This is a genomic window from Arsenophonus sp. ENCA (assembly GCF_002287155.1).
Lineage (GTDB): Bacteria > Pseudomonadota > Gammaproteobacteria > Enterobacterales > Enterobacteriaceae > Arsenophonus > Arsenophonus nilaparvatae.
Genome location: NZ_NHNG01000103.1, coordinates 1 through 1,431, shown reverse-complemented (window position 1 = coordinate 1,431; position 1,431 = coordinate 1). Strand labels below are relative to the sequence as shown.

Genomic DNA, 1,431 nt, shown 5'->3' with positions numbered 1-1,431 from the left:
ATAGTAACAAACAAAGAGAATCCCACCCGTGAATACGTCAAATCTATCATGGATGCCCGTTGGTCTGTTGAAGTTTATCATCGAGAAGTTAAACAAAATTGTGGTATTGAACGCTGTCAGGCTCGCACGAGCCGAGCGCAAAGAAATCATATTTTTCTCGCTATTTCTGCGTGGTTTGAACAACATAAACGTCGTATATCTGAAAAAATAACCCTTTATCAACAAAATTGGGACGTAATCAAAAATGCTATTGCTGAGCACATCCGTGTTTTATTAGCGTACCCAAATTAGTTTTGTGCGAAACTCGTGTTCTGATCTTTACCAAATATAGTATCAATTTCAAAATGACCGGGTTGTTGCTTAAGATCAGCCTCAGCGGGTCTCTCTTCAATACCCACTCTATCAGGAATAGGGCTACGCTTGGATTCACCCTTATCATAGCGATAATGTTTCCCGCGATGAGGAAGCTGGAGATAGAGTTTCCCTCCTGCCAGTCGGTCTCTCTTGATATAGCGATAAAGCGTATTCTTGCTGACAGAAACACCATGCTTCAAACGTACACGAGTTTCGCACAGGCATATAAAATTCTAAAAATGGCTTAAAAGCAATGATTAATCTGCAAGTTACTAAAAAACATAAATTTTCTTAAATTACAATAAGTTGTATTTGATTTATAAGGTTTTGACTATTTATATATCATGCTGAATTAAACTTAAAAATAGAGCGTTTTTTTATTGGTGCGAAACTCGTGCAGTCGTAAAATTAACTCACGTTGTGGTAATTCTAAATTTTCATGATGATGTGTGCGATGGTTAAGAAAACGTAGAGTTATACGGGATCCGCCGTCATAGTGGGCCAAACGGCAACCTGATACCGGTGGCTTTTTCAAATAGCGTCCCAGATATTTTGCAGTCCGCCACGCATTTTTTGTCGGTTTAGCAAAATGGACATGCCAGTAATCCTTACCTTCTTCGTTTTTTCCGAGACTGAAAACTAGTTGCTGAATAGAGACTTGCATTTTTTGTCACGCTATTGGGCACCTCGAAAAACTCAAGATTTTCAATTAACCCTTGGCTTTCATTCTAAATAATTAGATTTTTTTTGATTATCACGTTACTGATTCTATCGCACATTGCCCTGGCTAGGGCCATTTGACCCATTCTGGGCGTCAGAAAGCCACGATGCACGCGCTCTGGAAGTACGCCAACCGCTTTAGGTTGTAACATGCTGCCATCATCGTCATGGCAAAATTAGCGCGCACCTGTCCAATGGTGCGGATCAGTTTTCTACCCATTTGTTCCATCGCCGCAAATGCATGTTCAACCCGTGCCCTAGTCTTTGCAATCCTGTGGTTTCGCCCTTGCTGAGTCTTGGACAACGGTTTGTTTCGATGGCCTTTACGCTGAATCTGGCTCCTATAGCCGTTTGCCT

General features: G+C 41.2%; 4 protein-coding genes. 1 reads left to right on the top strand and 3 read right to left on the bottom strand.

The annotated features are described in order from the left end of the window. A partial coding sequence (locus tag CBG25_RS03045) for a transposase (protein WP_290603789.1) occupies nt 1-291 on the top strand: 291 nt, incomplete at its 5' end. Here CBG25_RS03045 and CBG25_RS03040 read toward each other — a convergent pair. The 3 genes from CBG25_RS03040 to CBG25_RS03030 all read right to left on the bottom strand — a co-directional run. Beyond that, nucleotides 288-554, bottom strand: coding sequence for a hypothetical protein (locus CBG25_RS03040; protein WP_290604436.1), 267 nt, complete (start codon nt 552-554; stop codon nt 288-290). The two genes, CBG25_RS03045 and CBG25_RS03040, sit on opposite strands and share 4 nt — an antisense overlap. Before the next feature lie 158 nt (nt 555-712). Then, on the bottom strand, nt 713-1,018 hold the full coding sequence (locus CBG25_RS03035; RefSeq protein ID WP_290604435.1) for a transposase: 306 nt from the start codon (nt 1,016-1,018) through the stop codon (nt 713-715). A gap of 150 nt (nt 1,019-1,168) precedes the next feature. Continuing rightward, nucleotides 1,169-1,431, bottom strand: a 263-nt coding sequence (locus CBG25_RS03030) for a transposase (RefSeq protein ID WP_290603799.1), incomplete at its 5' end; no start/stop codon positions are given.